The following is a 24,284-nucleotide window of genomic DNA, read 5'->3' as shown; positions in this document are numbered from 1 at the left end:
GCCCCGGTGAACCGCCCGACCGGCGGTGGGAGCAGCCGTACGCCCTCGTCCCACCCGGAGGTGCGCCGCATGGCGCAGACGAGGATCGCCCCGCCGCCCGCCCGCGCCGAAGGGCAGTGGGCTCTCGACGAGCGCGAGCCGCTCAACGCCAACGAGCGGTTCAAGCTCGAGGACGACGGGCTCGCCGTCCGCGCCCGCATCGAGGACGTCTACTCCCGCGACGGCTTCGCCTCGATCCCCGCCGACGACCTGCGCGGACGCATGCGCTGGTGGGGCCTGTACACGCAGCGGCGCCCCGGGATCGACGGCGGCCGCACCGCCACCCTCGAGCCGCACGAGCTCGACGACGAGTACTTCATGCTCCGGGTGCGCTCCGACGGCGGGGCCCTGTCCGCCGCTCAGCTGCGCACCATCGCGCAGGTGTCGGTCGAGTTCGGCCGCGGCACCGCCGACCTGACCGACCGGCAGAACATCCAGCTGCACTGGGTCCGCATCGAGGACGTCCCGCAGATCTGGCAGCGCCTCGAGGCGGTCGGGCTGAGCACCCAGGAGGCGTGCGGCGACACCCCCCGCGTCATCCTCGGCTCCCCCGTCGCCGGTGTCGCCGCCGACGAGATCATCGACGGCACCCCCGCCCTGGAGCACATCGCCCGCCGGTACATCGGCGACCCGGCCTACTCGAACCTGCCGCGCAAGTTCAAGACCGCCATCTCCGGGTCCCCGCACCAGGACGTCGCGCACGAGATCAACGACGTCTCCTTCGTCGGCGTCGTGCACCCCGAGCTCGGCCCGGGGTTCGACGTGTGGGTCGGCGGCGGGCTGTCCACCAACCCGCGCCTGGCCGTGCGCCTGGGGGCCTTCGCGACCCTCGAGCAGGTGCCCGAGGTCTGGAAGGGCGTCATCGGGATCTTCCGGGACTACGGCTACCGCCGCCTGCGCACCCGGGCCCGGCTGAAGTTCCTCGTGGCCGACTGGGGCCCGCAGGTCTTCCGTGACGTGCTCGAGCAGGAGTACCTGGGGTTCTCCCTGGCCGACGGGCCCGCGCCGCCCCCACCGCCGCTGGGCCGACGCGACCACGTCGGCGTGCACCCGCAGGCCGACGGCCGGTTCTACGTCGGCGCGGCACCCGTGGTCGGCAGGGTCTCCGGCCCCTTGCTCGCACAGGTCGCCGAGCTGGTGGAGGCCGCAGGCTCGGACCGGGTCCGGCTGACCGTCGAGCAGAAGCTCGTCGTGCTCGACGTGCCCGCCACGAACGTGGACGCGCTGGCCGACGGTCTGGAGGCGCTCGGCCTCGCGGTACGCAACGCCTCGACGTTCCGTCGCGGCACCATGGCGTGCACCGGCCTGGAGTACTGCAAGCTCGCGATCGTCGAGACCAAGGCACGGGCCCGCGAGCTGGTCTTCCAGCTCGAGGAGCGGCTGCCCACGTTCGACGCACCGCTGACCGTCAACCTCAACGGCTGCCCCAACTCGTGCGCGCGCATCCAGGTCGCCGACATCGGGCTCAAGGGCGCCCTGGCCGGCGGCGAGGACGGCTACCAGGTGCACCTCGGCGGCGGGCTCGGACTGACCAGCGGCCTCGGCACGACGCTGCGCGGTCTGCGCGTGAGCGCGCACGACCTGCCCGACTACGTCGAGCGCGTCGCCCGGCGGTTCGACGAGCAGCGCCAGGACGGCGAGCTCTTCGCCACGTGGGTGCACCGCGCCGCCGAGGAGGACCTGCGTTGAGCGAGAACCCGCAGCGGGCCGTGCCCTACTACTGCCCGTTCTGCGCCGGCGAGGACCTGTGGCCGGCCGGCGAGACGCACGGGCAGTGGGAGTGCCGCACGTGCGCCCGCGTGTTCGGGCTCCGGTTCGTCGGGCTCGCGCAGGCCCTGCTCCCACCTGAACCCCGGTCGGCCGCCGGATCCGAGCGCCCGATCACCAACCCCAAGGGAGGACCGTCATGACCGGCACCACCGGCACGCTCGGCACCGCCACGGCGGACGAGCTGCGAGAGCTCGCCGAGGAGGCCGGGCGCACGCTCGAGGGCGCGCACCCCGAGCAGGTCCTGGCGTGGGCCGGTCGCACGTTCGGCGACGACCTCGTGCTGGCCTCCTCGATGGGTGACGAGGTGCTCGTCCACCTGGCCGCCGCGGCGGTGCCCGGGATCGACGTGATCTTCCTGGACACCGGCTACCACTTCGCCGAGACGCTGGGCACGCGCGACTACTACGCGCAGTTCACCGACATCCACCTGCGCACCGTGCTGCCGCTGACCACCGTGGCCGAGCAGGACGCCGTCCACGGGCCCCGGCTGCACGAGCGGGCACCCGACCGGTGCTGCGCCATGCGCAAGGTCGAGCCGCTCGAGCGCGGCCTGGCGCCCTACCGCGCCTGGGTCACCGGGATGCGCCGCGAAGACGCGCCGACCCGCACCGACATCGGGGTGGTCGGCTGGGACGAGCGACGCGGCAAGGTCAAGCTCAACCCGCTCGCCGCGTGGACGCAGGCCGACCTCGACGCCTACGTCGCCGAGCACCACGTCGTGCTCAACCCGTTGCGCGAGCTCGGGTACGCCTCGATCGGCTGCGAACCGTGCACACGCGCCGTGGCCCCGGGCGAGGACCCGCGGGCCGGTCGCTGGTCGGGTACCTCCAAGACGGAATGCGGGTTGCACACATGAGCACGACCGACACCACCCGGACCGCACGGCTGACCCAGCTCGACACGCTCGAGTCCGAGGGCGTCCACGTGATGCGCGAGGTCGCCGGCGAGTTCGAACGCCCCGTGCTGCTGTTCTCCGGCGGCAAGGACTCGATCGTCATGCTGCACCTGGCGCGCAAGGCCTTCTGGCCCGCGCCCGTGCCGTTCCCCGTGATGCACGTCGACACCGGGCACAACTTCCCGGAGGTCATCGCCTACCGCGACGCCACGGTCGCCGAGCTGGGCCTGCGCCTGGTCGTGGCCAGCGTGCAGGACGCGATCGATGACGGACGGGTCACCGAGAGCCCCGGCGGCTCGCGCAACCCGCTGCAGACCGTCCCGCTGCTCGACGCGATCACCGCGCACCGCTTCGACGCGGTCTTCGGCGGGGGTCGCCGCGACGAGGAGAAGGCCCGGGCCAAGGAGCGAGTGTTCTCCCTGCGCGACGAGTTCGGCCAGTGGGACCCCCGCCGGCAGCGCCCCGAGCTGTGGGACCTCTACAACGGCCGGCACCGCCGCGGCGAGCACGTGCGCGTCTTCCCGCTGTCCAACTGGACCGAGCTCGACGTGTGGCGCTACATCGAGCGCGAGGGCATCGAGCTGCCCTCCATCTACTACGCGCACACCCGCGAGGTCTTCGCCCGCGACGGCATGTGGCTCGCCCCCGGCGAGTGGGGCGGGCCGTCGGCGACCGAGTCGCTCGAGGCCCGCCAGGTGCGCTACCGCACCGTGGGCGACATGAGCTGCACGGGGGCCGTGGACTCCCCCGCGACGAGCGTCGCCGAGGTCATCGCCGAGGTCGCCGCCAGCCGCCTCACCGAGCGCGGCGCGACCCGTGCGGACGACCGGGCCTCCGAGGCCGCCATGGAGGACCGCAAGCGCGAGGGCTACTTCTGATGACGACGACCCTGCCCTCGACGACGCCCCCGCCGACGACCTCGCACGCCCCCTCGCACCCGCACCCGCCCGCGCCCTCGCCCGAGGCGAACCCCCAGGACCCGTGGAGCACCGTGACCGCCTCCGTTGCCGAAGACCTCGCCGTGAGCCCCGCAGTGGACTCTGCAGTGGACCCTGCCGAGGCCGAGCAGGCCCGCCACGCGCAGCGCGACCTGCTCCGCCTGGCCACCGCCGGTTCGGTCGACGACGGCAAGAGCACGCTCATCGGCCGGCTGCTCTACGACACGAAGTCCGTCCTGGCCGACCAGCTGAGCGCGGTCGAACGGGCCACCGCGGCCCGCGGCGGCGGGGCCGGCGACCTGGCGCCCGACCTCGCGCTGCTCACCGACGGCCTGCGCGCCGAGCGCGAGCAGGGCATCACGATCGACGTCGCGTACCGGTACTTCTCCACGGCCACGCGCGCCTACGTCCTGGCGGACACCCCCGGGCACGTGCAGTACACGCGCAACATGGTCACCGGCGCCTCGACCGCCGAGCTCGCGATCGTGCTGGTCGACGCCCGCAAGGGTGTGCTCGAGCAGACCCGCCGGCACGCCACGGTGACCGCGCTGCTCGGCGTGCCGCACGTCGTGCTCGCCGTCAACAAGATGGACCTCGTGGACTTCGACCAGACCCGGTTCGCCGCGATCGCCCAGGAGTTCGCCGACCACGCGAGCGGGCTCGGGATCGACGACGTCCAGGCGGTCCCGGTCTCGGCCCTCGACGGGGACAACGTCGTCGAGCGGTCGGCGCGCACGCCCTGGTACGACGGGCCCACGTTGCTGGAGCACCTCGAGCAGGTGCCCGTGCAGCGCGACGTGCACGCCGAGGCGTTCCGGTTCCCCGTGCAGTACGTCATCCGGCCGCGCACGAGCGAGCACCCCGACTACCGCGGGTACGCCGGCAGGGTCGCCGCGGGCACCGTCCGGGTCGGCGACGAGCTGGCCGTCCTGCCCTCCGGTCGGCGCTCGACGGTCGTGGGCATCGACACGTTCGACGGTCCGCTCGAGCTCGCGCACGCACCGCAGTCGGTGACGCTGCGGCTCGCCGACGACGTCGACGTCTCCCGCGGCGACGTGCTGGCCCCGGCCGACCAGGCCGTGACGACGGGCCTGGACCTGACGGGCACGGTGTGCTGGCTGGCCGAGCGGCCGAGCGTGCTCGGTGCCCGCCTGCTGGTGCGGATCGGCACGAGGACCGTGCGGGCGCTGCTGCGCGAGGTGGACGCGATCCTCGACGTCGACACCCTCGGGGTGCACACGCTCGCCTCCGTCGACACGGCCCACGTGCTCGACGCCGTCGACACCTCGCCGACGGTGCCGCGCACGCTGGGCCTCAACGCGATCGGGCGCGTGCAGGTCCGGCTCGCCGAGCCGGTCGTCCTCGACGACTACGCCCGGCACCGGCGCACCGGCGGGTTCCTGCTGGTCGACCCCGTCGACGGAGCCACGCTCGCCGCGGGCATGGTCGGCCCGACCCTGCTGGACGCCCTGGTGCCGACCTCGACCGACGACGAGGCCGGCGACTGGCTCGCGGGGGCCGGCATTTGACCGCCCGCCACGCGCTGCTGCTCGACGTGCGCGGGCGGCGCGTCGTCGTCGTCGGCGGCGGACCCGTCGCGGCCCGCCGGGTCGGCTCGCTCGTGGCCGACGGTGCGGACGTGCACGTCGTCGCCCCGGCGATCTGCGAGGACCTGGCGGCCCTCGTGCGCGACGAGAGCCGTGACGCCGCGGTCACCTGGCACGCACGGGAGTACCGGCGGGGCGACCTGGCCGAGGCCTGGCTGGTGCACACCGCCACCGGCGACCGGGCGACCGACGCTGCCGTGGCGGCCGAGGCGCAGGCCACGCGCACCTGGTGCGTGCGCGCCGACGACGCCACGGCCTCGACCGCCTGGACACCGGCCGTCGCCCGCGCCGGCGAGGTGACGGTCGCGGTCGGCGCCGGTGGCGACCCCCGCCGGGCGGTCGCGCTGCGCGACGCGATCAGCCTGCTGCTGGACACCGGTTCGCTCCCCCTGCGCCACCACCGTCCCCCCGCACCGGCAGACGGCCAGGACGGCGGTCGCACGGTCGGCACGGTCGGGTCGGTCGGCACGGTCCGGTCGGTGGGCACGGTCACGCTCGTCGGGGGCGGGCCCGGGGACCCCGGCCTGATCACCACGCGCGGGCGACGCGCCCTGGCCGAGGCGGACGTCGTCGTGGTCGACCGGCTCGGCCCCCGAGCCCTGCTCGACGAGCTCGACCCGGCGGTCGAGGTGGTCGAGGCCGGCAAGGCCCCGCACGCGCACACGCTGAGCCAGGACGAGATCAACGAGCTGTTGGTCGACCGCGCCCGCGCCGGCCTGCGCGTCGTGCGCCTCAAGGGCGGTGACCCGTTCGTGCTCGGACGCGGCGGCGAGGAGGTCTGTGCCTGCCTCGACGCGGGCGTCCCCGTCGAGGTCGTCCCGGGGGTGACCAGCGCCATCGCGGTCCCGGCCGCGGCCGGCATCCCGGTCACCCACCGCGGCCTGGCCCGCTCGGTCGCGATCGTCTCCGCTCACGACGACGACACCGACTGGGCAGCCCTCGCCCGGTTCGACGGCACGCTCGTGCTGCTCATGGGGGTCGGCCGGCTCGCCCGGCACGCCGCGGTGCTCGTCGCGCACGGCCTGGACCCGGCCACCCCGGTCGCCGTCGTCGAGCGAGGGACGTTGCCCGACCAGCGCACGACGACCGGCACGCTCGCCGACATCGCGGACCGGGCACTCGCGCGCGGGGTCAGCAACCCGGCGGTGGTCGTGGTGGGCGCCGTCGCCGCGCTGGCCGGGCACGACACCGACCGCCGGGCCGCGCACGACGGCCTGGCCTAGCCTGACCGCGTGTCCGACGACCGCACTCCCCCCACCCTCGACGTCCTGCTGCCGGTCGCGGCACGCGGCGACGCCGGCCGCCTCGCACCCCGGGCCGACGAGGCCGAGCTCGTCGCGCTGTTCGCCGACGCCGCCCCGCCCGCGGGCCGACGGGTGCACGTACGAGCCAACATGGTCAGCTCCCTCGACGGCGCCGCCACCGGCCCCGACCGTCGCTCCGGATCGATCAACGACGCCGCCGACCACAGGGTGTTCGCCGCCCTGCGCGTGCTCGCCGACGTCGTCCTCATCGGGGCGGGAACCGCCCGCACCGAGGGGTACGGCCCGCTGGGCACACCGGCTCCCCTGCGAGGGACGCGTCGGGCGCACGGTCGCCCGGACGAGGTCGAGCTCGCCCTGGTCACGGCCTCCGGCGCGGTGCCCGACGGCCTGCTCGACGCGGCACGGCCCCCGTTTGTCGTCACGGTCGCGCAGTGCCCGGTGCTCGACGCGCTGCGCACCCGCATCGGCCCGGAGCGTGTGCTGGTGGCCGGCGACGAGCAGGTCGACCTCGCCACGGCTCTCGACCTGCTCGCCGACCGGGGCCTGCGGCACGTCCTGACCGAGGGCGGCCCGCACCTGCTCAGCGGTCTGCTGGCCGCCGACCTGGTCGACGAGCTGTGCCTGACCTGGACCCCGCTGGTCGTCGGCGGGCCCGCTCCCCGGGCGACCCGCACGGACGCGTGGCTGGACCCGGTCCGGCACGCCCGGCCGGCCCACCTGCTGCACGCCGGGGGCACGCTGCTGGGCCGCTGGGTCATCGATAGGCTCGCGGGGTGACCGACACGATCCTGGTCCTCGCAGAGGACGCGCTGAGCCCCGCCGACGTCGAGCACCTGCTCGCCCTGCACCCGGACGAGGTGCTCGACTACCGGGTGCTCGTCCCCGCCGACACCGAGCGGAACCTGCTCGTGGCCATCATCGACGACCTGAGCCTGGGCGGGTTGCGCGAGGCGCTCGACCACGCGCTCGGCAAGGAGCCGAGCACGTCCCAGGCGACGACGACCGCGGCCGAGCAGGTGGCCGCCTCGCTCGCCGCGTTCGAGGCGGCGGGCCGGACCGCGACCGGCCACGCGATCGACGACGACCCGCTGCCCGTGCTTCGGGCCGCCGTCGCCGCCGGCGACATCCGTGAGATCGCCGTGGTCACGTACCCGCACGCGGTCGAGGACACGTTCCACCGCGACTGGGCGTCCCGCGCGCGCGAGGAGCTGCAGGTCCCGGTGCTGCACCTGTACTCCGGCACGAGCGCACTGGGCTGACCGTCCGGCGTCGACGCGCTCGCCCGGCCTCCGGGCCGAGGCGAGCGCGTCGACGTCCGCTCAGAAGCCGGTCTCGGTGACCTGCGGGTACCAGCGGCGGAACTTGCGCACCTGGTTGATCATCGCCATCCACACGTAGGCGCGGCGTCGCGGCGACAGGTCGGCCGGGTACCGCAGCGGGTGCACGACCGCCTTGGCCCGGATGAGCCCGCGGACCCGCCCGGCCAGCTGCTCGTCACGCACGTACTTCAGCAGCAGGCGGTGCGGCAGGATCGAGTACAGCACCTCCCGATCGACGACAACGGGGTCGACCGCACGGCCCTCGAGCCAGTCCTCGACCACGAACCGCACGGTGTTGGCCCCCGCGGCGGTCACGTAGTAGTTGTTGCGGCCGATGCGCGGGTTGACCTCGAAGAACCGGAACCGCCCGTCGCGCGGGTCGACCTTGACGTCGAAGTTCGCGAACCCGCGGTACCCGGTCTCGGTGAGGAACCGGGCTGCCTGGCCGAGCATCGCGTCGTCGCGCGTGACGACCATGGCCGCCGGGTTCCCGAGCCCGGACGGCGTGTGCTCCTCGAGCAGCACGTGCGCCGAGCACAGCAGCGTGATGGTGCCGTGCGTGTCGACGTAGGCGGTGACCGAACGCATCTGGGTGTCGTCCCCGGGCACGAGCTCCTGCACGACGAACCGTCCCCGGAAGCCTGCGGTGCGCAGCGCGCCCCACAACCCGGTCAGCTCCTCGGGCGTGGCGATCTCGAAGACCTTCTTCTTGCCCTCGAACTCCACGTCCTGGTAGTCCGCGCTGCTGGCGGCCTTCGCGATGAGCGGGTAGTCCAGGTCGACGGGCACGGGGGCCCAGCCGGCGTCGGCCGCGTGCGCGAAGTCCTGCACGATCGTGCGCGGCACGCTGATGCCCAGGTCGTCGCAGATCTCCGCGAACGTGGCCTTGTCGGAGATCTTGTCGAGCAGGTCCTCCGACAGGAACGGCACCGCGTAGTACTGCTCGAGCAGCGCCCGGTGCTGGACGACCATCCGCACGAGCCAGTCGGAGTTCGCCATGAGCAGCAGGCGCTGACCCGCGTGGCGCTCGGCGACCTCGACGAGCCGGTCGACCAGCTGCTGCGGGTCGTGCCCGTCGGCGACGATCTCGTGCTCGACGATCCGCGAGTGCGCGACCGGGCCCAGCGCCGCGCCGGCGACGACCACGGAGGTCACGCCGTACGCCTCGTGGAACGCGCGGGCGAGCGCGTAGACGCCGATGTCGGCGCCGAGGATGACGGGCTGGAACGGGCCTGTGGCGGTAGGGCCGCTCACGCGTCGTGCTCGGTGCGGTCGGTGGACCACTGCGTGTGGAACGAGCCGTCGCGGTCGGTGCGGCGGTAGGTGTGCGCCCCGAAGAAGTCGCGCTGCGCCTGGATGAGGTTGGCGGGCAGGGTCACCGCACGCACGCCGTCGTAGTAGGACAGCGAGGAGGAGAACGCCGGGACCGGCACCCCGTGCTGGGCGGCACCGGCCACGATCCGGCGCCAGGCGGCCAGACCGTCACCGACCGCTGCGGTGAAGTACTCGTCGGCGAGCAGCAGCGGCAGCTGCGGGTCACGCTCGTAGGCCTCGGTGATCCGGTTGAGGAACCGGGCCCGGATGATGCACCCGCCACGCCAGATGCGGGCCATCGCCCCCCGGTCGATGTCCCAGCCGAACTCGGCGGAGGCCGCGGCGATCTGGTCGAAGCCCTGGGAGTACGCCACGACCTTGGAGGCGTACAGCGCCTGCCGGACGTCCTCGATGAAGGCGTCGCGGTCGCTGACGTCCCACGGGAGAGTCGCGGCCGGCAGCGCGGCACGAGCGGCCTCACGCTGCGGCACGGAGCCGGACAGCGCCCGGGCGAACGTGGCCTCCGCGATCCCCGTGATCGGCACCCCCAGGTCCAGGCCGTTCTGCACCGTCCAGCGACCGGTGCCCTTCTGCTCGGCCTGGTCCAGCACGATGTCGACGAAGGCCGCACCCGTGGCGGCGTCGACGTGCGCGAGCACGTCGGCGGTGATCTCGATGAGGAACGACTCCAGGTCACCGGTGTTCCACTGCGCGAAGATCTCGCCGATCTGCGCGGCGGAGGCCCCCAGGCCCTGCTTGAGCAGGTCGTAGGCCTCGGCGATCAGCTGCATATCGGCGTACTCGATGCCGTTGTGCACCATCTTGACGAAGTGACCGGCGCCGTCCGGGCCGACGTACGTGCAGCACGGCACCCCGTCGACCTTGGCCGAGATCGCCTCAAGGATCGGGCCGAGCACCTCGTAGGACTCGCGCGTGCCGCCGGGCATGATCGAGGGGCCGAGCAGCGCACCCTCCTCACCGCCGGAGACGCCCGAGCCGACGAAGTGCAGACCCTTCTCCCGCAGGGCCGCCTCACGGCGACGGGTGTCCGGGAAGTGCGCGTTGCCCGCGTCGATGACGATGTCGCCCTCGTCGAGCAGCGGCACGAGCTCGTCGATCACGGCGTCCGTGGCCGGACCGGCCTTGACCATCACCACGATCTTGCGCGGGCGGGCCAGCGAGGCCACGAAGTCCTCGACCGACTCCGACGGCACGAACGTGCCCTCCTCGCCGTGCTCGGCCACGAGCGACTGCGTCCGGGCGAACGACCGGTTGTGCACCGCCACGGTGAAGCCGTTGCGCGCGAAGTTGCGGGCCAGGTTCCGGCCCATCACGGCCAGACCGGTCACCCCGATCTGCGCAGTTCCTGTGGCGACCATGCGCGACGTGCTCCTTCGGTCGAGGGGTCGTGGACGCGCGCGTGCCCGCGCGAAGGTCAAGGGACCCCGGAGGTGATTTGCCTGGGTCAGCCTAGTCGCGTGACCGATGCACGGATGCGGCGTGCCGCAACCCGGGACGGCACCGAGCGCACCGTACGCTCGCCAGCGTGACACCCGCCGGTCCGGAGGACGTCCCTGCCGAGTTCATCCGCGCGCTGCGCTCGCTGCGGGCGGTGACCGTGCGTCCCGAGGTGATCCTGGACGAGGTCTCCGGCCCTGCGCGCCTGGCCCCCTACTCCGCGGCGCTGACCGCCGAGGTCCGCACCGCCCGTCGGTCGGTGAATGCCGCCGAGCTCGCCTCGGGGCGGTTCGTCGTGCTGTACGACCCGGCAGGGCAGGAGGCCTGGGAGGGCAGGTTCCGCCTGGTCACGCTGGTGCGCGCCTCGCTCGAGCACGAGGTGGGCGCCGACCCGCTGCTCGCGGAGGTGGCGTGGAGCTGGTTCCACGACGCGCTGGCCTCGGCGGGGCTCGACGCGCACGCCGCCGGCGGGACCGTCACCCGCGTGCTGTCGCAGAGCTTCGGCGCTCTCGAGGTGCGCGAGGAGCAGTCGGAGCTCGAGCTGCGGGCGTCCTGGACGTCGACCGGTGAGGACCTCGGCCCGCACCTGCGCGCCTGGGCGACCCTCCTGTGCACCGTCGCGGGCCTGCCGCCGCTCCCCGAGGGCGTCGTCGCCCTCGGGCCCCGTCGCTGAGGCGCGTGCCCGTCCGTGCCCGACCGGCTCCTGCACGCGCTCCCATGCCGCACGGTTCGGGCGACTCACGGGGCTCAAGTGCCGTCCCTCGCGTGCCGATAGGGGCCATGTGAGCATCGAGCCGCTACGCCGTGAGGTGACCACGACCCGGCGCCCCGCCGCGAGGTCGGTCCCTCAGCCGAGCACGCCGCGTGGAGCGCCTGCGGTCCCGCAGATGTGCCTCGTGGTGCCCGAGGTGGCCGACGGGGACGGGGAGGCGCTCGTACGGAACCTGCGCCGTCGCGGCGCCCATCGCGTGGTCGTGCTCACCCGACGTGCCGGCCGCGAGGAGCTCACGGCGCTGCTCACGGGCGGGCTGCGCGGGGCGATCGCCGGCATGGTCGAGCAGACCGTCGCGCGACCCGCACCCGTGGCCGTGCCGGCGCCTCGACGGTCGCTCCCGGAGCTGACCACACGAGAGATCAGCGTGCTCGAGCTCGTGGCCGGCGGACGCAGCAACAGGCTCGTCGGCGAGGCCCTCGGGCTGTCCGCGCTGACGGTGAAGAGCCACCTCGCGCGCATCTCCCGCAAGCTCGGCACCGGCGACCGGGCCGAGCTGGTCGCGATCGCGTTCCGCGCCGGCCTGCTCGACTGACCTCCGCGCCGCTCGACCCGCCTCCCGGCGGCTCGACCCCGTCCCGCTGAGTGCGGGATCACACCCCGTTCCGGTCGCCCCCGCGCGGCCTGCACGGGCGCACGCGCCCCGTCGCCTACCGTGGACCCATGCACGACGCGGCCGCCACCACATCCGGACCGGACGCCGCCGAGGCCCCCGCACCGGACACCGGTGACGACGTCGGTGAGCAGATCACGGTCGTCCCGCTCACCGAACCTGCCGAGGGCGTCCCGCCGGTCGTCGACACCCCGCAGGCACTGGCCGCCGTCGTCGAGGCCTTCGGCTCGGGCACCGGCCCGGTGGCCGTGGACGCCGAACGCGCCTCCGGCTACCGCTATGGCCAGCGGACCTACCTCGTCCAGCTGCGGCGCGAGGGCGCCGGCACGGCGCTCATCGACCCCGTGGCGCTGCCGGACCTGTCCGCGCTGTCGGACGCCCTGGTCGGCGTGGAGTGGGTGCTGCACGCGGCCTCGCAGGACCTGCCGGGCCTCGTCGAGCAGGGCATGCGCCCGAGCCGGGTGTTCGACACCGAGCTCGGGGCGCGTCTGCTCGGGCTCGAGCGGGTCGGGTTGGCCGCGGTCGTCGCGCAGATGCTGGGCCTCGGGCTCGCCAAGGAGCACTCGGCGGTCGACTGGTCGACCCGACCGCTGCCGCCCGAGTGGCTGCGGTACGCAGCCCTGGACGTCGAGGTGCTCGTCGAGCTGCGCGAGGTCCTGGCCGAACGCCTCGCCGTCGCCGGCAAGGCCGAGTGGGCGGCGCAGGAGTTCGAGGCGGTGCGCACCGCACCGCCGGCACCCGCACGGGTCGAGCCGTGGCGGCGGGTCTCCGGTCTGCACGCGGTCCGCGACGCCCGCCGGCTGGGCGTGGTGCGCGAGCTGTGGGAGACCCGCGACACAAACGCGCGCCAGCGGGACATCTCCCCCGGCCGCGTGCTCCCCGACCACGCGATCGTCGCGGCCGCCCAGGCGCTGCCGCGCTCGGTCCCGCAGCTGACCGCGCTGCCGGCGTTCGCCGGCAAGGGCACCCGTCGACGAGCCACGCTGTGGCAGTCGGCGATCGACCGCGGCCTGGCGCTGCCGGACTCCGAGCTGCCGTCGGTGCGCGGCCCGAAGTCCGACGCCCCGCCGCCGCCCCGGGCGTGGGCCGATCGCGACCCGGCTGCGGCGGCACGGCTCGCCGCGGCGCGCGAGGCCGTCGCGGCACTGTCCGAGGAGCACGAGGTCCCGGTCGAGAACCTGCTGCAGCCCGACCTGCTGCGCCGGTTGTGCTGGTCACCGCCGTCCTCGCTCGACGAGGAGCACGTCGCGGCGACGCTGCAGGCGGGCGGCGCCCGGCCGTGGCAGGTCGGCCTGACCGCGCCCCGGCTCGCAGCCGCGTTCGCGACCCTGCCCCGCTGACCTCCGGGCCGCCCGGCCCCGCTCACCGCCGGGCCGCCCGGCCCCGCTCACCGCCGGGCCGCCCGGCCCCGCTCACCGCCGGGCCCCCCGGCCTCGCTCACTGCCGGGCCGCCCGGCCTCGCTGCCCGCCCTCGCGCGCTTGCCCTGTCGCTCCGCGCGACGCGCTGTTACTCTTCGGTAACTTCGACCGATCGGGACCAAGGTCCCGGTATCACCGGTCGCAGCGGACCGGCCGGCACACCGACGTGCCCCCGGCCCCAGCCCGGACACCGACGTCCAGCCCTGGAGGGTCGATGACGACCGAACAGCCACGCACCTCGCCCCGCACGTCACCCACGACGACACCCGCCGTCCGCCGCGCCGTCTTCGTCGACGGGGTCCGCACCCCGTTCGGCCGCGCCCGCAAGGACGGCCTCTACGCGAGCACCCGCGCCGACGACCTCGCGGTCCGCACGGTCCGCGAGCTCCTACGCCGACACCCCGAGCTTCCCCCCGAGCGCATCGACGACGTGGCGATCGCCGCGACCACCCAGACCGGCGACCAGGGCCTCACGCTCGGCCGCACGGTCGGCGTGCTCGCCGGCCTGCCCCGCAGCGTGCCCGGCTTCGCGATCGACCGGATGTGCGCCGGGGCGATGACCGCGGTCACCACCGCGGCCGCCACCATCGGGGTCGGTGCCCAGGACGTCCTGCTCGCCGGCGGTGTCGAGCACATGGGTCACCACCCCATGGGCTTCGACGCCGAGCCGAACCCGCGGTTCGTCTCCGAACGGCTCGTCGCACCCGACGCCCTCAACATGGGGGTGACCGCCGAGAACCTGCACGACCGGTTCCCCGCCCTGACCCGCGAGCGGGCCGACGCCTACGGGGTCGCCAGCCAGGACAAGTACGCCGCGGCACTGGCCGCCGGGCAGATCTCCCCCGACCTGGTCCCCGTCGCGCTGCGCGACCCCGAGCGCGGGTGGGGACTGGCCACCGCCGACGAGCCGCCCCGCCCCGGGACGACCCGCGAGGCGATCCTGGCGCTGCCCACCCCGTTCCGCCCGGGCGGGCGTGTCACCGCGGGCACCGCCGCGCCGCTCACCGACGGCGCCGCCACGTGCCTGCTCGCGGCCGAGGAGAGCGCTGCGGAGCTCGGCCTGCCCGTGCGCATGCGCATGGTCACGTTCGCCTACGCCGGGGTGGAGCCCGAGGTGATGGGCCTGGGCCCCGTCCCCGCGACGCACAAGGCGCTGGCCCGCGCCGGCCTGACCATCGACGACATCGGCCTGTTCGAGATCAACGAGGCCTTCGCCGTGCAGGTCCTGGCCTTCCTCGACGCGTTCGGCCTGGCCGACGACGACGACCGGGTCAACCCCTACGGGGGTGCCATCGCGGTCGGCCACCCGCTCGCCTCCTCGGGCGTGCGCCTGATGACGCAGCTGGCACGGCAGTTCGAGGAACGGCCCGAGGTGCGCTTCGGCCTGACCACGATGTGCATCGGCCTGGGCCAGGGCGGGACCGTGATCTGGGAGAACCCGCACCACCGCGACTACGAGCCCGTCACGACCGAGGGGAGCACCCGATGAGCAGCACGGATCCGGCAGCACCGACGGGACCGCGTGCCGAACGCGTCAGCCACACCCTGGTGCGCGACGTGCGCCTGCCGGGCGGCACGGGCACGCTCGCCCTGGTCACGATCGACAACGGTCTCGACCACACCAAGCCCACCACTCTCGGTCCGCTCGGGATCGCCGAGCTGCACGCGGCCCTGGCCACGCTGCAGGCGCGCGCCGCTGCGGGCGAGGTCGTGGCCGTCGCCGTGACCGGCAAGCCGTACTACCTGGCGGCCGGCGCGGACCTGCTGCAGGTCACCTCGGTCGCGGACCGCGAGACCGCCATGCGGCTGGGCCACAGCGGTCACGCCGCCTACCGCCTGCTGGGCGAGATGGGCGTGCCGACGTTCGCCTTCGTCAACGGCGTCGCCCTCGGCGGCGGCCTCGAGCTCGCGCTGAACTGCGACTACCGGACCGTGGCCGGTGACGTGCGCGCCCTGGCACTGCCCGAGACGAGCCTCGGGCTCGTGCCCGGCTGGGGCGGCGCGTACCTGGTGCCCCGCCTCGTGGGGATCGAGAAGGCGCTCGAGGTGATCCTCACGCGCCCGGCCGCCAACAAGCCGTACAGCGCGCAGGAGGCCACCCGCATCGGCCTGACCGACGTGCTGCTGGACCCCGCCGACTTCCTCGAGCAGTCGATCGCGTGGGCCGAGCAGGTGCTGCGCGGTGACGTCGTCGTCGAGCGGCGCGCGCTCGACCCGGCACCGCTGTGGGACGGGGCGGTCGCCGCGGCGCGCGAACGCCTGCACGCCGTGATCCACGGCTCGCGCCCGGCGCCCTACCGCGCGCTCGACCTGCTCGCCCTGGGACCCGACGTCGACCGGGATGCCGCGTTCGCCGCCGAGGACGAGGCCCTGGCCGACCTGATCGGCACCGATGAGATGCGCGCGAGCGTCTACTCCTTCGGGCTGGTCTCCGGGGGCAAGAAGCCCGTCGGCGCCCCCGACCGCGCCCTGGCGCAGCCCGTCACGCGCGTCGGGATCGTCGGCGCCGGGCTGATGGCGGCGCAGATCGCGATGCTCGTGCAGCAGCGCCTGGGCGTGCCCGTGGTCATGCGTGACCTCGACGAAGAGCGGGTGGCGCACGGGCTCGCCGCGGTGAGCGCCTCGGTGGAGCGGCAGACGTCGTCCGGCCGGATGAGCCAGGCGGCGGGTGCACGGCTGCTCGCGTCCGTCACCGGCACGACCGACCTGCAGGACCTCGCCTCGTGCGACCTCGTCATCGAGGCCGTCACCGAGATCCTCGCGCTGAAGAAGCGGGTGTTCGCCGAGCTCGAGACCGTCGTGGCCCCGACCGCGGTGCTCGCGACCAACACCTCGGCCCTGTCGGTGAGCGCCATGGCGGCCGACCTGCAGCACCCGGGACGCGTCGTGGGCCTGCACTTCTTCAACCCGGTGGCCGCGATGCCGCTGGTCGAGGTCGTGCGTGCCGAGCAGTCCTCCCCCGAGGCGGTCGCGACGGCCGTGGAGGTCGCGGTGTCGCTGCGCAAGACCGCGGTGCTCGTCGGCGACCGGCCCGGCTTCGTGGTCAACCGGCTGCTCGTGCTGCTGCTGGGCGTCGTGGTCGACGCGGTCGAGCACGGGACGCCGGTCGAGGTGGCCGACCTCGCGCTCGACCCGCTCGGTCTGCCGATGCGACCGTTCGAGCTGTTCGACCTGGTCGGCCCGGCCGTGGGGCTGCACGTGCTGACCTCGCTGCGCGAGGACCTGGGCGAGCGGTTCCCGCGCTCACCGGGTCTGGAGAAGCTGGTGGCCGACGCCGTCACCGTGGTCGGTCAGGCTCCGGCTCCGGGGCTGCCCCGACCGGTCTCCCCGGCCGTGCAGGCGGTCTTCGACGACGCGCGCAGCTCACGGGCCGGCGACGCCGGAGCCCCCGCGGGCGGCCACCTGCCCCTCGACGCGGCCGGCGTCCTGGACGCGGTGCTCACCGCCCTGACCGTCGAGGTCGGTCACATGCTCGACGAGGGGGTCGTGAGCACGCCCCAGCAGCTCGACCTGTGCCTGATCCTCGGTGCCGGGTGGGGATTCCACCTCGGTGGGCTCACGCCGTACCTGGACCGCACCGGGTACAGCGAGCGGGTGCTGGGTCGGCGACTGCTGCCTGACGGCCTGGCGAACGTACCCGGCGCCGCCCCGGTACCGAGCCCAGGGCCGACCATCCGGGTGTGACCCTCCGGGTCCGACCCCTCGCCCACGAGCGAGGTCGTCCGACCCCGCGGACGCCCGAGGCCGGTCCGGTGGACGCCCCACCGGACCGGCCTCGGTCAAGGACCACGTCGCGACCGCCCGCACACCCCCACGGCGCCGGTGCGCGATCGCGACGCGGCCGGTCAGAAGGTCGTCAGACCGCGTGAGCGGAACTGCTCACGCACCCGGGCGACCAGCTCGGGGGTCGGAGGCTGGGTGTCCGCGAGCTCGTAGCGCATCCCGAGCTCGGCCCACTTGTCCTGGCCCATCTGGTGGAACGGCAGCACCTCGACGCGCGTCACGGTCGACAGGGTCGAGACGTAGTCGGCGACCGCCTCGACGTTCTCCACCGCGTCCGTCAGACCCGGGACCAGCACGAACCGGATCCAGATCTCGGTGCCGTGCGCGGCCAGCCGCCGACCGAAGTCGAGCGTCGGCTGCAGCTCGCGCCCCGTGGTCTTCGTGTACGTCTCCGGGATGCCGGACTTGACGTCCAGCAGGACCAGGTCGATGTCGTCGAGCATCTCGTCGGTGCACTGCGCGCCGAGGAACCCCGAGGTGTCGACCGTGGTGTGGATGTCCATCGCCTTGGCCCCGCGCAGCAGGCTGCGCACGAACGCCGGCTGCATGAGCGGCTCGCCGCCGGAGATGGTCAGGCCACCGCCGCTCGCCTTGAACACGCCCCGGTAGCGCGCGAGCCTGCTCAGGATCTCCTGGGCGCTCACGTCGGTGCCGCGACGCATCTCCATCGTGTCGGGGTTGTGGCAGTACAAGCAGCGCAGCGGGCATCCCGACAGGAACACCGTCATGCGCGTGCCCGGCCCGTCCACGGCCGTCACGAGCTCCCAGGAGTGCACCGAGCCGACCTGGCCGGCCCGCACCGCCGCGAGGCGCTCGGACCGCTCCTGCTCGGTGGGCTCCAACCCCTCCGTCCCGGCGTGGGCGCGCACGTGAGAACCGCCGACGAGCGGCATGCCCAGCGACACCACAGGTGCCCCGTCCTGCCGCTCGTCGACGGTCGTCATCGTCTGCTCCTCGTTCCGGTCCGGATCAGGCTGCTACGACGGGGTCAGACCGCGCCGTGGAACGTGCGCGAGAGCACGTCGAGCTGCTGCTCACGCGTCAGCCGCACGAAGTTCACCGCGTAGCCGGAGACCCGGATGGTGAGCTGCGGGTAGTTCTCGGGGTGCTCCATGGCGTCCTCGAGCGTCTCGCGGTTCAGCACGTTGACGTTCATGTGGTAGCCGGAGGACATCACGTAGGAGTCGAGCAGACCGACGAGGTTGGTCACCTGCTCGTCCTTCGTGCGACCCAGGCCCGAGGGGACCACGGAGTTGGTCAGCGAGATGCCGTCCATGGCCTCCGAGTACGGCAGCTTCGCGACCGACAGCGCCGAGGCGAGCATGCCGTGGCTGTCGCGCCCGTTCATCGGGTTGGCACCCGGGGCGAACGGCTGGCCGGCCTTGCGACCGTCCGGCGTGGAGCCGGTGGCCTTGCCGTAGACGACGTTGGAGGTGATCGTCAGCACCGACTGCGTGTGCAGCGCCTCGCGGTACGTCGGGGTCTTGCGGATCTTCTCCATGAACGACTTGACGATGCCGACCGCGATCTCGTCGACGCGGTCGTCGTCGTTGCCGAAGGCCGGGTAGTCGCCGGAGACGGCGTACTCGGTGATCAGGCCGTCGGTGCTGCGCAGCGGGGTGACCGTCGCGTACTTGATCGCCGCGAGCGAGTCCGCCACGACCGACAGGCCGGCGATGCCGCAGGCCATGGTCCGCAGGATGGTCCGGTCGTGCAGGGCCATCTCGATGCGCTCGTAGGCGTACTTGTCGTGCATGTAGTGCACGCAGTTGAGCGCGTCGACGTAGGTCTGGGCCAGCCAGTCCATCATGACGTCGAACTTGGCCATGACGTCGTCGTACTCGAGGACGTCACCCTCGACCGGGGCGCTGCTCGGGGCGACCTGCTTGCCCGAGACCTCGTCGCGACCACCGTTGATCGCGTAGAGGAGCGTCTTGGCCAGGTTCACGCGGGCGCCGAAGAACTGCATCTGCTTGCCGACCCGCATCGGGGAGACGCAGCACGCGATGGCCGCGTCGTCGCCCCACGAGCCGCGGATGAGGTCGTCGGACTCGTACTGCACGGCCGAGGTGTCGATCGAGACCTTGGCACAGAAGTCCTTGAAGCCCTGCGGCAGGCGCTCGCTCCAGAAGACCGTCAGGTTCGGCTCGGGGGCCGGGCCCAGGTTGTAGAGCGTCTGCAGGTACCGGAACGAGTTCTTGGTGACGAGCGTGCGCCCGTCCTCGCCGATGCCGCCGATGGACTCGGTCACCCACGTCGGGTCGCCCGAGAACAGCTCGTCGTACTCCGGGGTCCGCAGGAACCGGACGATGCGCAGCTTGATGACGAAGTCGTCGATGACCTCCTGCGCCTGCTCCTCGGTGATGGCACCGGCGGCCAGGTCGCGCTCGAGGTAGACGTCGAGGAACGTCGAGGTGCGGCCCAGCGACATCGCCGCGCCGTTCTGCTCCTTCACGGCGGCCAGGTAGCCGAAGTACAGCCACTGCACGGCCTCGCGGCCGGTGGACGCCGGGCCGGAGATGTCGTAGCCGTAGGACTTGGCCATCGCCTTGAGCTCGCTCAGGGCGCGGGTCTGCTCGGCCAGCTCCTCGCGGTCACGGATGACGTCGGCGGAGGAACGCTCCATGTCCAGCTCGGCACGCTCGAGCTTCTTGGCGGCGATGAGGGCGTCGACCCCGTAGAGCGCGACGCGGCGGTAGTCGCCGATGATGCGACCGCGGCCGTAGGCGTCCGGCAGGCCGGTGATGATGTGCGAGGAGCGCGCGGCGCGCACGGCCGGCGGGTACACGTCGAAGACGCCGTCGTTGTGCGTCTTGCGGTACTTGGTGAAGATCTCGCCGACGATCGGGTCGGGCTCGTAGCCGTAGGTCTCGAGCGACTTCTCGACCATCCGGTACCCACCGTTGGGCATGATGGCGCGCTTGAGCGGCGCATCCGTCTGGAGGCCGACGATCAGCTCGTTGTCCTGGTCGATGTAGCCCGCGGCGTGCGACGTGATCGTCGACGGCGTGTGCTGGTCGACGTCGTAGATGCCCTTCTCACGCTCGGCCGGGAACATCGCCGACAGGCGCTCCCAGATGCCGGTGGTGCGCGCGGTGGGGCCGGCGAGGAAGCTGTCGTCGCCGAGGTAGGGGGTGTAGTTGCGCTGGATGAAGTCGCGGACGTCGATCCGGTCGACCCAAGGACCGGCGACGAACCCGTGCCATGCGGGCTGAGAGGTCGTCTCGGCGGTGTCGCTGGCGGGAACTGAGGTGGTGGACATCTGTTCTCCTCGGGAGGTCGGTACTGACGACACTAGGGACGAAGTCATGGGATGTCTTGGGACCTTCGACCCCCGGGGCCCTCAGCGCCGCGTGACCCCCGTCACTGCGCGCGCGACGCCCGTGCGAGGAGAGCGCGCCCGCCGGGTGCGTCCACCCAGGTCAGACCCCACGCGGACGCCGGTCGACGGGCCGCGGCCGCACCCGGAGGGCATGCAGCCGCTCCCGTCACGCCTGGCCACCCAGCGCCGTCAGCACGTCACGGGCGACGTCCTGCGGGCGCAGGCGCAGCTCGCCCACGAGCTGGTCCCGCGTGGCGTGCTCGAGGAAGGTCCGCGGGATCCCGATCGCCTGGACCGGCGTGCCGATGCCCGCCTCACGTGCCCGCTGGCCGACCAGCGAACCGATGCCCCCGTCGACCACGCCGTCCTCGAGGGTCACCACGTGGTCGTACGTGCCCACGAGCTTCGTCAACGCCGCGGGCACGGGCAGCACCCAGCGCGGGTCGACGACCGTGACCCGCAGACCGTGCGCGGCGAGCACCTCGGCCGTCTCCAGGGCCGTCGCCGCCATCGCCCCGACGCCGACGACCAGCACGGACGTGGCGCCCGCAGGAGCGTCGTGCCGCGCGAGGACGTCGATCCCGTCGACGTCCTCCAACGCCGGCACGGGCGCCCCCATCGCGCCCTTGGGGTACCGGACGACCGTCGGCGCGTCGTCCACGTCGACCGCGGTGCGCAGGGCGTCGCGCAACGTCGCCTCGTCACGCGGCGCGGCCAGCCGCAGCCCCGGGACGACTGCGAGCATGGCCATGTCCCACATGCCGTTGTGACTGGCACCGTCGTCCCCGGTCAGACCGGCACGGTCGAGCACGAACGTGACCCCGGCCTGGTGCAGCGCCACGTCCATCAGCACCTGGTCGAAGGCACGGTTGAGAAACGTCGCGTACACGGCCACCACCGGGTGCAGCCCGGCGAAGGCCATGCCCGCCGCGCTCGTCGCGGCGTGCTGCTCGGCGATCCCGACGTCGAACACCCGCGTCGGGAACGCCTTCGCGAACGGCGCGAGGCCGACGGGCTGCAGCATGGCTGCGGTCACCGCCACGACGTCGGTGCGACGGCGTCCGATGCGGACCATCTCGTCGGCGAACACGCCCGTCCAGCCGAAGCGCGAGGGCGCCACCGGCAGGCCGGTCTCGGGGTGGATCTGCCCGACCGCGTGGAAGCGGTCGGCGACGTCCTGCTCGGCGGGGGTGTACCCACGACCCTTCTCGGTGATGACGTGCACGATCACCGGACCCGCGAAGGCCTTGGCGGCGCGCAGCGCACGCTCGACGCTCGCCTCGTCGTGGCCGTCGACCGGGCCCACGTACTTCAGACCCAGGTCCTCGAACATCCCCTGCGGGGCGACGACGTCCTTGATGCCCTTCTTCAGCCCGTGCAGCGCCTCGTACGCGAAGCGACCAGGAGGGCCGGACCGGCGCAGCGTGCGCTTGCCCCACAGCAGGACGTTCTCGTAGCTGCGGGTCGTGCGCAGCGTCGTCAGGTGGTGCGCGAGTCCGCCGATCGTCGGGTCGTAGGAGCGCCCGTTGTCGTTGACGACGATGACGAGCCTGCGGTCCTGCCCGGCCGCGATGTTGTTCAGCGCCTCCCAGGCCATGCCACCGGTGAGCGCACCGTCGCCGATCAGCGCCACCACGTACCGGTCACCGTGACCGCGCAGCTCGTTCGCCTTCGCGATGCCGTCGGCCCAGCTCAGCGCGGTTGAGGCGTGCGAGTTCTCCACGACATCGTGCTCGGACTCCGTGCGGCTCGGGTACCCCGACAGCCCGCCGCGGCGGCGCAGCGCCGAGAAGTCCTGGCGTCCGGTGAGCAGCTTGTGCACGTACGACTGGTGGCCCGTGTCGAAGACCAGGGTGTCGCGCGGCGAGTCGAACACGCGGTGCAGCGCGATGGTCAGCTCGACGACCCCGAGGTTCGGACCGAGGTGCCCGCCGGTACGCGAGACCTGCTTGACGAGGAACCCGCGGATCTCGTCCGCGAGCTCGCCGACCTGGGCCTGGTCGAGCAGACGGACATCCGCGGGCGATCCGATCCCGTCGAGCAGTGACATGCGCAGCAACCCCTCCTTGTGCGGGCCCACGTGCGGCGACGATGCCGCACGGTGCGGTGCGCCGAAGGCTCCGACCCACTCTAGGACTCCGGCGCCACCGACGCCGACGGGCCCCGGACGAAGGGCGTGGAGGCCTGGTGAAGACCGCCCGCCCCACCCACCTCACCCGACCCCGGGCACCGGCCTGCGGGCGAGGACCACCTATCATGGGGCGGAAAGGGGGAAACCCATGCGCTTCCTGCCCGGCCACACGGCCACCTCCGACCTCACGTACGGCGACGTCTTCCTCGTCCCGTCTCGTTCCGAGGTCATCTCCCGGTTCGACGTCGACCTGTCCTCGGTCGACGGCACCGGGACCACCATCCCCGTCGTCGTCGCCAACATGACCGCGGTCGCCGGTCGACGGATGGCCGAGACGGTCGCCCGTCGCGGCGGCCTGACGGTCATCCCCCAGGACATCCCTGCCGATGTCGTGGCCGACGTGGTCGCGTCCGTCAAGGCCCGCCACAGCGTGGTCGAGAGCGCCGTCGTCGTCTCGCCGCACGACACGGTGCACACCGCGCTCACGCTCATCGGCAAGCGGGCGCACGGCGCCGCGGTCGTCGTGCAGGACGGCCGTCCGGTCGGCGTCGTGACCGAGGCCGACTGCCAGGGTGTCGACCGCTTCACCCAGGTGGGCGACGTGATGAGCGCCAACCCGACCACCGTCGACCTCGACGTCGTCGAGCAGGGCGGGACGCGCGGCCTGGAGGCGGCGTTCGAGAAGCTGCACGCCTCGCGCCGCAAGTTCTCCCCGGTGGTGCGCGACGGCGCGCTCGTCGGCGTCCTCACCCAGGTCGGCGCGCTGCGCTCGTCGATCTACACCCCGGCGCTCGACGCGTCCGGCCGCCTGCGCGTCGCCGCCGCGGTCGGCATCAACGGCGACGTCAAGGCCAAGGCGGCCGAGCTGCTCGAGGCGGGCATCGACACGCTCGTCGTCGACACCGCCCACGGCCACCAGCGCAAGATGCTCGATGCGCTGGCCGCCGTGCGTTCGCTCGACCCGCAGGTGCCCGTCGTGGCCGGCAACGTCGTGACGGCCGAGGGCACGCGGGACCTCATCGAGGCCGGTGCGGACATCGTCAAGGTCGGCGTCGGACCGGGGGCCATGTGCACCACGCGCATGATGACCGCGGTCGGCCGCCCGCAGTTCTCCGCCGTGCTCGAGTGCGCCGCCGAGGCCCGCCGGCTCGGCCGTCACGTGTGGGCCGACGGCGGTGTGCGCCACCCCCGCGACGTCGCGCTCGCCCTCGCGGCCGGCGCCGCCCAGGTCATGGTCGGCTCGTGGTTCGCCGGGACGCACGAGTCCCCCGGCGACCTGCACGCCGACGGTGACGGCCGGCTCTACAAGGAGTCGTTCGGCATGGCCTCGGCGCGGGCCGTGGCCGCGCGCACCCGCGGCGGATCGGCCTTCGACCGGGCCCGCAAGGCGCTGTACGAGGAGGGCATCTCGTCCTCGCGGATGTACCTCGACGCGCGCCGACCGGGGGTCGAGGACCTCATCGACCACATCACCTCGGGAGTGCGTTCCGCCGCGACCTACGTCGGCGCGAGCTCGCTCGAGGAGCTGCACGAGAAGGCCGCCGTCGGGATCCAGTCGGCCGCCGGCTACGAGGAGGGACGCCCGCTGCCCGACGGGTGGTGAGCGCGTCCCCGGGGCGGTTCCCACCGAGCAACTAGG

Annotated in this window: 19 protein-coding genes; 14 read left to right on the top strand and 5 right to left on the bottom strand. The window is 73.4% G+C overall.

Annotation, left to right across the window (positions count from 1 at the left end; translation table 11 throughout):
- The first annotated feature begins 69 nt into the window (after positions 1-69).
- Genes BKA22_RS16230 through BKA22_RS16195 form a run of 8 tightly spaced genes read left to right on the top strand, consistent with a single transcriptional unit; the run spans position 70 to position 7,773 of the window.
- Positions 70-1,728, top strand: a complete 1,659-nt coding sequence (locus tag BKA22_RS16230; protein ID WP_146951776.1) for a nitrite/sulfite reductase — start codon at positions 70-72, stop codon at positions 1,726-1,728.
- Entirely contained in the window at positions 1,725-1,949 is a 225-nt protein-coding gene (locus BKA22_RS16225; RefSeq protein WP_146951775.1) for a hypothetical protein, read from the top strand. Before BKA22_RS16230 ends, BKA22_RS16225 begins: the two co-directional genes overlap by 4 nt.
- On the top strand, positions 1,946-2,665 hold the full coding sequence (locus BKA22_RS16220; RefSeq protein ID WP_146951774.1) for a phosphoadenylyl-sulfate reductase: 720 nt from the start codon (positions 1,946-1,948) through the stop codon (positions 2,663-2,665). The genes BKA22_RS16225 and BKA22_RS16220 overlap by 4 nt, the downstream gene beginning before the upstream one ends.
- On the top strand, positions 2,662-3,582 hold the full coding sequence (gene cysD / locus BKA22_RS16215; RefSeq protein WP_179561826.1) for a sulfate adenylyltransferase subunit CysD: 921 nt from the start codon (positions 2,662-2,664) through the stop codon (positions 3,580-3,582). Before BKA22_RS16220 ends, cysD begins: the two co-directional genes overlap by 4 nt.
- Entirely contained in the window at positions 3,582-5,171 is a 1,590-nt protein-coding gene (locus BKA22_RS16210; RefSeq protein ID WP_223203428.1) for a sulfate adenylyltransferase subunit 1, read from the top strand. The genes cysD and BKA22_RS16210 overlap by 1 nt, the downstream gene beginning before the upstream one ends.
- Positions 5,168-6,472 carry a uroporphyrinogen-III C-methyltransferase gene (cobA, locus tag BKA22_RS16205; RefSeq protein ID WP_146951772.1) on the top strand — a complete coding sequence of 435 codons (1,305 nt, stop codon included), beginning with the start codon at positions 5,168-5,170 and terminating at the stop codon, positions 6,470-6,472. The genes BKA22_RS16210 and cobA overlap by 4 nt, the downstream gene beginning before the upstream one ends.
- A 9-nt stretch (positions 6,473-6,481) precedes the next feature.
- A complete protein-coding gene (locus BKA22_RS16200; RefSeq protein WP_146951771.1) occupies positions 6,482-7,291 on the top strand; it encodes a dihydrofolate reductase family protein in 810 nt (269 codons plus the stop codon).
- Positions 7,288-7,773, top strand: coding sequence for a hypothetical protein (locus BKA22_RS16195; RefSeq protein WP_146951770.1), 486 nt, complete (start codon positions 7,288-7,290; stop codon positions 7,771-7,773). The genes BKA22_RS16200 and BKA22_RS16195 overlap by 4 nt, the downstream gene beginning before the upstream one ends.
- A 60-nt stretch (positions 7,774-7,833) precedes the next feature.
- Here the strand turns inward: BKA22_RS16195 and BKA22_RS20445 are convergent, their stop codons facing one another.
- Both BKA22_RS20445 and gnd read right to left on the bottom strand, forming a co-directional pair.
- Positions 7,834-9,087, bottom strand: coding sequence for a carboxylate--amine ligase (locus tag BKA22_RS20445; protein ID WP_146951769.1), 1,254 nt, complete (start codon positions 9,085-9,087; stop codon positions 7,834-7,836).
- Positions 9,084-10,526, bottom strand: a complete 1,443-nt coding sequence (gene gnd / locus BKA22_RS16185; RefSeq protein ID WP_146951768.1) for an NADP-dependent phosphogluconate dehydrogenase — start codon at positions 10,524-10,526, stop codon at positions 9,084-9,086. The genes BKA22_RS20445 and gnd overlap by 4 nt, the downstream gene beginning before the upstream one ends.
- 167 nt (positions 10,527-10,693) lie before the next feature.
- Here gnd and BKA22_RS16180 point away from each other — a divergent pair, with 167 nt between their 5' ends.
- The 5 genes from BKA22_RS16180 to BKA22_RS16160 all read left to right on the top strand — a co-directional run bounded on the left by BKA22_RS16180 (position 10,694) and on the right by BKA22_RS16160 (position 17,093).
- Positions 10,694-11,278 carry a DUF3000 domain-containing protein gene (locus BKA22_RS16180; protein ID WP_146951767.1) on the top strand — a complete coding sequence of 195 codons (585 nt, stop codon included), beginning with the start codon at positions 10,694-10,696 and terminating at the stop codon, positions 11,276-11,278.
- A 235-nt stretch (positions 11,279-11,513) separates the two neighbouring features.
- Positions 11,514-11,912 (top strand): LuxR C-terminal-related transcriptional regulator, encoded by a 399-nt coding sequence (locus tag BKA22_RS20535; RefSeq protein ID WP_371863651.1) that lies wholly within the window; start codon positions 11,514-11,516, stop codon positions 11,910-11,912.
- A 128-nt stretch (positions 11,913-12,040) separates the two neighbouring features.
- Complete coding sequence (locus BKA22_RS16170; protein WP_146951765.1) at positions 12,041-13,330, top strand: HRDC domain-containing protein; 1,290 nt, start codon at positions 12,041-12,043, stop codon at positions 13,328-13,330.
- Between the two features lie 293 nt (positions 13,331-13,623).
- Positions 13,624-14,898, top strand: a complete 1,275-nt coding sequence (locus BKA22_RS16165; RefSeq protein WP_146951764.1) for a thiolase family protein — start codon at positions 13,624-13,626, stop codon at positions 14,896-14,898.
- Positions 14,895-17,093, top strand: coding sequence for a 3-hydroxyacyl-CoA dehydrogenase NAD-binding domain-containing protein (locus BKA22_RS16160; RefSeq protein WP_146951763.1), 2,199 nt, complete (start codon positions 14,895-14,897; stop codon positions 17,091-17,093). The genes BKA22_RS16165 and BKA22_RS16160 overlap by 4 nt, the downstream gene beginning before the upstream one ends.
- A 161-nt stretch (positions 17,094-17,254) precedes the next feature.
- Here BKA22_RS16160 and pflA read toward each other — a convergent pair whose 3' ends face one another.
- The 3 genes from pflA to dxs form a co-directional block, all read right to left on the bottom strand.
- Positions 17,255-18,136 carry a pyruvate formate-lyase-activating protein gene (gene pflA / locus BKA22_RS16155; RefSeq protein ID WP_146951762.1) on the bottom strand — a complete coding sequence of 294 codons (882 nt, stop codon included), beginning with the start codon at positions 18,134-18,136 and terminating at the stop codon, positions 17,255-17,257.
- Between the two features lie 44 nt (positions 18,137-18,180).
- Entirely contained in the window at positions 18,181-20,454 is a 2,274-nt protein-coding gene (gene pflB, locus BKA22_RS16150; protein WP_146951761.1) for a formate C-acetyltransferase, read from the bottom strand.
- A gap of 226 nt (positions 20,455-20,680) precedes the next feature.
- A complete protein-coding gene (gene dxs, locus BKA22_RS16145; RefSeq protein WP_146951760.1) occupies positions 20,681-22,564 on the bottom strand; it encodes a 1-deoxy-D-xylulose-5-phosphate synthase in 1,884 nt (627 codons plus the stop codon).
- A gap of 229 nt (positions 22,565-22,793) precedes the next feature.
- Between dxs and BKA22_RS16140 the strand changes: the two genes are divergently transcribed.
- The gene (locus BKA22_RS16140) at positions 22,794-24,248 is read left to right on the top strand and encodes a GuaB1 family IMP dehydrogenase-related protein (protein ID WP_146951759.1); all 1,455 of its coding nucleotides are present in this window, start codon (positions 22,794-22,796) and stop codon (positions 24,246-24,248) included.
- The last annotated feature ends 36 nt before the right edge of the window (positions 24,249-24,284 follow it).

The organism is Cellulomonas soli (genome assembly GCF_013409305.1).
GTDB lineage: Bacteria > Actinomycetota > Actinomycetes > Actinomycetales > Cellulomonadaceae > Cellulomonas > Cellulomonas soli.
This window is presented reverse-complemented; position numbering and strand designations above follow the sequence as displayed.

Coding starts and splice junctions, on each gene's coding strand:
- BKA22_RS16220 (WP_146951774.1), top strand. CDS start 1,946: ATGACCGGCACCACCGGCACGCTCGGCACCGCCACGGCGGACGAGCTG.
- dxs (WP_146951760.1), bottom strand. CDS start 22,564: ATGTCACTGCTCGACGGGATCGGATCGCCCGCGGATGTCCGTCTGCTC.
- gnd (WP_146951768.1), bottom strand. CDS start 10,526: ATGGTCGCCACAGGAACTGCGCAGATCGGGGTGACCGGTCTGGCCGTG.
- cysD (WP_179561826.1), top strand. CDS start 2,662: ATGAGCACGACCGACACCACCCGGACCGCACGGCTGACCCAGCTCGAC.
- BKA22_RS16140 (WP_146951759.1), top strand. CDS start 22,794: ATGCGCTTCCTGCCCGGCCACACGGCCACCTCCGACCTCACGTACGGC.
- BKA22_RS16165 (WP_146951764.1), top strand. CDS start 13,624: ATGACGACCGAACAGCCACGCACCTCGCCCCGCACGTCACCCACGACG.
- BKA22_RS16170 (WP_146951765.1), top strand. CDS start 12,041: ATGCACGACGCGGCCGCCACCACATCCGGACCGGACGCCGCCGAGGCC.
- BKA22_RS16160 (WP_146951763.1), top strand. CDS start 14,895: ATGAGCAGCACGGATCCGGCAGCACCGACGGGACCGCGTGCCGAACGC.
- pflA (WP_146951762.1), bottom strand. CDS start 18,136: ATGACGACCGTCGACGAGCGGCAGGACGGGGCACCTGTGGTGTCGCTG.
- BKA22_RS16210 (WP_223203428.1), top strand. CDS start 3,582: ATGACGACGACCCTGCCCTCGACGACGCCCCCGCCGACGACCTCGCAC.
- pflB (WP_146951761.1), bottom strand. CDS start 20,454: ATGTCCACCACCTCAGTTCCCGCCAGCGACACCGCCGAGACGACCTCT.
- BKA22_RS16230 (WP_146951776.1), top strand. CDS start 70: ATGGCGCAGACGAGGATCGCCCCGCCGCCCGCCCGCGCCGAAGGGCAG.